At 68.6% G+C, this 6649-nt stretch carries 8 protein-coding genes; 1 reads left to right on the forward strand and 7 read right to left on the reverse strand.

The window, feature by feature from the left end; all coding sequences use genetic code 11:
* Positions 1-4 precede the first annotated feature (4 nt).
* From mshL to dinB, 6 genes are all read right to left on the reverse strand, one after another.
* Entirely contained in the window at positions 5-1606 is a 1602-nt protein-coding gene (gene mshL, locus H610_RS0119340; RefSeq protein ID WP_028241196.1) for a pilus (MSHA type) biogenesis protein MshL, read from the reverse strand.
* Positions 1603-1935, reverse strand: coding sequence for a Type II secretory pathway component (locus tag H610_RS0119345; protein WP_152529131.1), 333 nt, complete (start codon positions 1933-1935; stop codon positions 1603-1605). The genes mshL and H610_RS0119345 overlap by 4 nt, the downstream gene beginning before the upstream one ends.
* Positions 1928-2596, reverse strand: a complete 669-nt coding sequence (gene gspM, locus H610_RS0119350) for a type II secretion system protein GspM (RefSeq protein ID WP_028241198.1) — start codon at positions 2594-2596, stop codon at positions 1928-1930. Before gspM ends, H610_RS0119345 begins: the two co-directional genes overlap by 8 nt.
* On the reverse strand, positions 2589-3191 hold the full coding sequence (locus H610_RS0119355) for an MSHA biogenesis protein MshI (RefSeq protein WP_028241199.1): 603 nt from the start codon (positions 3189-3191) through the stop codon (positions 2589-2591). Before H610_RS0119355 ends, gspM begins: the two co-directional genes overlap by 8 nt.
* Positions 3191-4102 (reverse strand): MSHA biogenesis protein MshI, encoded by a 912-nt coding sequence (locus H610_RS0119360; RefSeq protein ID WP_152529132.1) that lies wholly within the window; start codon positions 4100-4102, stop codon positions 3191-3193. The genes H610_RS0119355 and H610_RS0119360 overlap by 1 nt, the downstream gene beginning before the upstream one ends.
* A 269-nt stretch (positions 4103-4371) precedes the next feature.
* Positions 4372-5427 (reverse strand): DNA polymerase IV, encoded by a 1056-nt coding sequence (gene dinB / locus H610_RS0119365; RefSeq protein ID WP_028241201.1) that lies wholly within the window; start codon positions 5425-5427, stop codon positions 4372-4374.
* A 111-nt stretch (positions 5428-5538) separates the two neighbouring features.
* Between dinB and H610_RS0119370 the strand changes: the two genes are divergently transcribed.
* Positions 5539-5796, forward strand: coding sequence for a hypothetical protein (locus tag H610_RS0119370; RefSeq protein ID WP_028241202.1), 258 nt, complete (start codon positions 5539-5541; stop codon positions 5794-5796).
* A 47-nt stretch (positions 5797-5843) separates the two neighbouring features.
* On the opposite strand, the gene H610_RS0119375 is transcribed toward H610_RS0119370, so the two are convergent.
* Entirely contained in the window at positions 5844-6293 is a 450-nt protein-coding gene (locus H610_RS0119375; protein WP_028241203.1) for an acyl-CoA thioesterase, read from the reverse strand.
* Positions 6294-6649 lie beyond the last annotated feature (356 nt).

Genomic DNA, 6649 nt, shown 5'->3' on the forward strand with positions numbered 1-6649 from the left:
CGCCTTACCTCAGGCCCTTGAAGGTTTCCGCGCTTTCGCGCAGGCGCTCGAGCCAGACCTGGTCGCTGACCACCTCGGGGCGCATCAGGATCACCAACTCGGACTGCTGGAAGGACTTGCGCTGCTGCTGGAACAGCTTGCCGGCGAACGGCAGCTTCGAGGCCCAGGGCACGTTGGCGTCGTTGTTGGTGTTGCGGTTCTCCATCAGGCCGCCGATCACCACCACCTGGCCGCTGCGGGCGCGCACGATGGAGTCGGACTGACGGGTGGTCGAGAGCGCCAGCGGCAGGTTGAAGGTGTTGTCCTCGCCGCCGAGCTGGATGATCTTGTTCTGGTCCTGCACGCGGCTGACGGTCGGCCGCACGTGCAGGGTGACCTGGTCGGTCTCGTCGATCTGCGGCGTCACGTCCAGCGAGATGCCGGAGAAGAACGGCGTCAGGGTGACGTCCAGGTCCGGCGCGGTGGTGCCGCCGACCAGCGAGGTGGTGGTGGTCGAGACGTCGGTGACGAAGTACTCGTCGGTGCCGACCTTGATTACCGCCTTCTGGTTGTTCAGCGTCGAGACCCGCGGGCTGGACAGCACGCGCACGTCGCCCTGGGTTTCCAGCAGTTGCAGCACGCCGCTGAAATCGCCGACGTTGACCGCCGCGCTGAACACCCCGCCGACATCCTGCGCGCCGCTCAGGGCATCACCCTGCAGGCCCAGCGTGATGTTGGCGTTGCCGAAGCTGGCCAGCTGCGACCAGTTGATCCCGGACTGGAAGCCCTCCGACAGGTTCACTTCGAGGATCTTGGTCTCGAGGATCACCTGGCGCTGCAGGTTGCGCTGGGCGCGGCGGAGGAATTCCTCGACGTTCTGCTGATCGCGGCTGGACGCGCGCACCACCAGCAGCCCGGACTGCGGGTTGACCACCACGCTGTTGCCCGGCTCGCCGCCGATGATCATTTCGATGACCTCGCGCACCTCGGCCCAGAAATTCACGTTGCTGGTGGTCACCAGCAGGCTGGCCGGCACGGTGCTGGCGGTGCTGCTGGTGGTGGTGCCGCCGGCAGTACTGCCGGTGTCCTCGGTGGTGGTCACCTGTCCCGAGCTGACCCGCGTTTCGGTGGCGCCCTGGCGCTGCACGTTCAGGTAGTCGAGGTTGTAGGTGCGGGTCACCGCCGTGTTCGGCTGGATCTGGTAGCCGTAGCTGGTGCGGCGGTAGTCGTAGCCGTAGCTGTCGCGCACCGCGGCGAGCACTTCCTCGAGCGTCACGTTGCGCAGGCTGAAGGTGATGTTGCCGGTCACCTCCGGGTGCACCAGCAGGTTCTGCCCGGCGCTTTCCATGAGGCTGAGGAAGAACTCGCGGGCCGGCATGTCGTTGGCGGCCACGTCGAAGCGCGGGCCGCTGGCCGGCGCCTGGGCCTCCAGCGCCAGCGGCGGCATGAGCGCGGCCTGCACCGCCGGCGGCGGCGCGACGCCGGCGCGCGACTGTTCGAGGCTGCGCGCGAGCTCGGCGTTGCCCTGGTGGTAAAGCCGCTCGTCTCCGTCCTTGAAGGTCTGGCAGGCACTCAGCACGCCGATCAGGCCGATCAGCCCGAGGCGGGGAAATACGGAAGACGTCATGGGGTGTTTCGACTCGGTTTGATGATGGGCGATGCCAGCCGGAGCAGCTCGCGCTGGCCCTGGCGTTCGATCAGTACGGCGCTCGGGTAGATCGCCAGCAGACGCGCGCCGGCCAGCGTCTGGCCGACGTGCAGCGACTGGCCGTTGATCACGGCGCGCGGCGCGGCGGCGCTGCGCAGCACCGCCTGCAGTTTCAGCGGCACGGCGGCCTCGGCCTGCGCATCGGCGGCGGGCAGCCGGCGCGGCGGTTGCGTCGGGTCGGCGGCCAGGACCGCCACGGGCGCGGCCAGCCAGACGCAGGCCAGTGCACGAAGAATCCAGCTAGACACCGACCCACCCCGCTTCACGACTCAAGGTATGCAGTTCGAGGCGAATCCGTGCCCGTTGCGGACCGCCCTCGCCGACCTGGTAGTCGAGCCGGTCCCAGTGCAGTCGCCAGCCGCTGTCGCGAATGGCTTCGAGGTACTCGACCAGGTCGAAGTAGCCACCTTCGAGGGTAATCCGCAGGCCGTGGCGGTACAGCGCCGGCACGGCGGCGCGCCGGCCGTCGGCCTCGGCCGCGGGCTGCGCCTCGGGCAGCTGCAGCGGTTCGCTGAAGCTTTCCAGCGCCACCAGCGCCAGGCCGGGCCGTTCGCGCAGCAGGTCCTGCAGCAGCCGCTTCATCGCCGCCGGGGACACCAGCGCGCGGGTGGTGCGATCGATGTCGGCCAGCAGCGTCGCTTCGCGCGCGCGGGCCTGGCCCAGCGCCTGGCGGATGCTGGCGTCGGGGTCGACAGCCAGCCGCGCCTGCAGCTCGGCAGTGGCGGCACGGGCCTGGTGCATGCGCGTCTCGGCGAGCGCGCGCTGGTTCTCCAGCGCCGCGACGCGCCGACCCAGCGGCTCGCCGACGAGGGTCAGGTAGAGCATGCCGAGCACCGCCAGGCCGACCGCGGCGACCAGCCACTGTTCGCGTGCCGCCAGCGCCTGCCAGCGCTTGAGCAGGTCATTCATCGCCGTTCTCCTGCTCTTTGCGCGAGGACAACGTGAAGCGCAGCAGGCCGTCGCCCTCGCGCTGGACGTCGAACTGGCCGAAGGTGCGGCCGGCCAGCGCGGCGCTGAGGCCGAGGCTCTGCAGATAGGCCGGGAGCAGGGTCTGCCGCTCGGCCAGCCCCTGCAACCCCAGCCGCTCGCCGCCGTCGGCCAGGCGGATGCGGGTCAGCCACAGGCCGCTCGGCGGGTGCCGTTCGGCCAGGCCGGCCAGGGTCGGGGCGAAGCCGATACCGCGCTGCGCATCCAGCGTCGCCAGGTAGGCCGCCAGGCGCTCGATGTGGCGGTTGGTGGTTTCCTGCTCGGCGAGCTGCGCCGGCAGCGTGGGATCGGCCTGCGGCATCGCCAGACCGCTGACGGCGCCCAGTTCGGCCTCCGCGGCGCGCGCCTGCTGCTCGGCCCGCTCGGCGGCGCGCCCGGCATCGGCGAGACGCCAGCCGCTCCAGGCGGCATGCAGCGACATCAGCAGCACCACGGCCGCCAGCGCAGCGAGCAGCTGCCGCGGGCGCGGGCCGCGGCGGCTCGGTCGCTCGGGCTGGTAAAGGTTGACGTTCTTCATCAGGCGACTCCCTCGCGCAGGGCGGCGCCGACCGCACCGATGCAGCGCGCCTGCAGCCCCTCCGGCAGATCGGCGGCCTGTTCCGGGAACAGGTCGGCCAGGGTCAGGCGCAGCAGGTTCACCGCCAGCCCGCTCGCCAGTGCCTGGTGAGTGCGCTCGGCGCCCTGCTCCATCGGCAGCAACAGCATGCGGGCGATGTAGCCCCGGCCGAGCTGGCTCTCGAAATAGTCGAGCGAGCGCTGGATCTCCAGGGTGATGCCGTCGAGGTCCTGGCCGGCCCGCGCCAGGCCGTGCTCGATGCGCCGCGCCATGTAGACGTCGGCGCCATGCTGCACGCAGATCAGGCCGTCGTCGGCACGCAGTTGCAGCAGCGCGAGGTTGATGCCCTCGGCGCCGGCCAGCAGGCCGAGGTTGCGCGAAGCCATCTCGCCGATGTCGATGCTCGCCAGGCGCAGGCCGGCCTGCTCGACGAGGCGGGCGATGGCGTTCATCCGGGCCTTGGGCAGCATCACGCAATAGGCCATGCGGGTACGGCCGCGATAGGCGTCGTCGGGCAACGGAAAACTGTCAATGACCACGTCATCAAGCGGCTGGGTGATGACGTCCTTCACGCGCCAGCGCATGGCCGCGCTCAGCTCTTCGGGCGGAACGTCCGGGCACTCGAGGAGAAAGATCTGATAGTCGGACGGCTGCAGCAGAAAATTGACGGGCAGGCCCTCGAGCGCGTGCGCTTCGACCATGGCACGCAGGGTCTCCAGCTGGGCCGACGCCGCTGCCTCGCGGTATTCGCAGCGCAGCAGCTGCGGAGCATCGCCCGCACGCCGCTGCACCTGAGCCAGGGCTATACCCTGCGGGCTCGCCTCTATGCCCAGCTGTCCGCCGATCGCCGGCCGCCGATTCCTGAACAACACTGTTGAAACCTCCGGCGCCCCCGAAACCGGGTGCCGCCTGAATGATCGACGATATTAATTTGCCACCACAAAAGGTGAACTGTATCAACCTTTTCTACGTAGTGTCTAAATCTTGTCGCTTAGCGATAAGACGTAAAAATAACGCCATAATTACGTCATAAAACTGCCTGAAACACAGGCAGCGACTTGCGTCTGGAGGGGGAAACGCCGGCCCTTCGTCACCTCTTCGCTTGCGCCGTCGATGGAGCAAGCGCCGTACCCGAACGACGTCAGAATAGGTGGAGCTGCTCGAAACCCGCCGAACGGTCGGTCAGGCGCACGCCGACACCGATCAGCCGCACCGGCTTGTCGCCGCGGGCGAAGGCGCCGGCGAGCAGCGCCGCATAGTTGTCGAGCGCGAAACCGGCACCGCTCTGCTCGACCGTGGTCTGGCTGAAGTCATGGAACTTGAGCTTCACGAACGGCTTGACCGGCCGGTAGCCCGGGTCCAGCCGCGCCATGCGGCCGGCCAGCTCGTCCAGCAGCGCGGGCAGCCGGTCCTGGCAGGCAGCGAGGTCCGGCAGGTCGCGGTCGAAGGTGTGCTCGACGCTCACCGACTGGCGCCGGCTGTCGGTGCTCACCGGGCGCTGGTCGATGCCGCGGGCCAGGCTGTAGAGCCGCTCGCCGAACACGCCGAATTCGCGTAGCAGTTCGACGCGCGACCACTGGCGCAGGTGGCCGCAGTCGTGAATGCCCAGGCGCTTGAGCTTCTCGGCGGTGACGCGCCCAACGCCGTGCAGGCGATCGACCGGCAGCCCCTCGACGAAGTCCTCGACCTGGTCAGGGGTGATGACGAACAGACCGTCGGGCTTCTTCCAATCGCTGGCGATCTTGGCCAGGAACTTGTTCGGCGCCACCCCGGCGGAGACGGTGATGCGCAGCTGCTCCCAGACGCGCCGGCGGATGTCCTGGGCGACGCGTGTGCCGCTGCCGGAAAAATGGCGGCAATCGCTGACGTCGAGATAGGCTTCGTCCAGCGACAGCGGCTCGATCAGCTCGGTGTAGCCGCGAAAGATCTCGTGGATCGCCCGCGAGGCCTCGCGGTACGCATCCATGCGCGGGCGCAGGATCAGCAGGTCGGGACAGAGCTTGAGCGCATGCGCCGAGGCCATGGCCGAGCGCACCCCGTAGGCGCGCGCCTCGTAGTTGCAGGTCGCGATCACCCCGCGGCGATCCGCCGCGCCGCCCACCGCCAGCGGCCGGCTGGCCAGCGACGGGTCGTCACGCATCTCGATGGCCGCGTAGAAGCAGTCGCAGTCGATATGGATGATCTTGCGCGGCGTCATCGGATGGGGCGACGGGCAAATGGACAGGAGACGAACAATCCCTCGGCCCTCGGGGTCGGAATCAGGGAGGCGGATTATGTCGCCAAACCTGTCGATAACGGGAGAAACCCGATGAAGACGTCCATCTTGATACTGCTCACTGCCCTGCTTTCCACCGCCGCGCTGGCCAACGAGCGGGACCGCACCGCGGACACCGACGGCGGCAGCGCCATGCAGGAACAGCACCTCGACCAGCACACCGGCGGCCATGACGGCGAGACCGACAGGAAGCGCAAGATGGAGGTCGAAGTGCAGGAGGACTGGCGCGAGAACGCCAAGGAGCGCCGCGACGCCGACCTCATGAAGCCCGAGCAGCGCGGCGGCAGCTGATCGCCCTCCCGTGTTATTGCCAACGCAGGTAGTTTTTCAACGGCCTGCTAGAGCTCCAGCGGATAGGGCTGCACCAGCGCCTTGCCGTAGCCTTCGACGAATTCCGTCGGCATGCGCCTGGGCCGCCCGCTCGACAGCTCGATGCAGACGAAGGTGGTCATGGCCCGCACCAGCGTCGAGCCGTCGCTCGGCCTGATCAGCTGGAAGGCACGGTTCATCTTCAGGCGCCCGTCGGAATCGACGATCCAGGTGCCGAGCTGCAGGCGATCGCCGGCGTAGGCGCTGGCCAGGTAGTCGATCTCGTGCCGCAGCACGGCCATCGCCCGGTCCAGCCGGCGGTAGTCGTCCAGCCCCAGCCCGAGGCTCTTCGAGTGCTCCCAGGCACAGTGCTCCAGCCAGGTCACGTACACAGCGTTGTTGGCGTGGCCGAGCCCGTCGATATGCTCGTCCGTGACCTCGATGTCGATGATGAATGCGTCGGCGCGATCCCAGCTCATGGATTACCTCGTCTCGTATCTGGCCTGCCTACGGCCCCCTTGCTGGGAAGGTGCAGCCGATGACGGCGTCACGCAAGCGTGCCGCCGCTATAGCAGACCATTCACGCCGCCCGCCTATCCCCGGGAAACGAGAAAAACGACCACTCGGCGCAGGCACGGGTCTTCGTAGGAGCGGCCCTGGCCGCGAACGGGCGCTGGAGACTCGTTGGCGGTCGAAACCCACAAGAGCATCGCCCTGAGGGCGGGCCTCCCACAAAATCGGGCGGTGCCGCACCGGACCCTGTGGGAGGCACGCCCTCGCGGCGACATCGGCGGCCAGGATCCGGCACATGGCTCTTCGTAGGAGCGGCCTTGGC

Source organism: Stutzerimonas azotifigens DSM 17556, assembly GCF_000425625.1.
GTDB lineage: Bacteria > Pseudomonadota > Gammaproteobacteria > Pseudomonadales > Pseudomonadaceae > Stutzerimonas > Stutzerimonas azotifigens.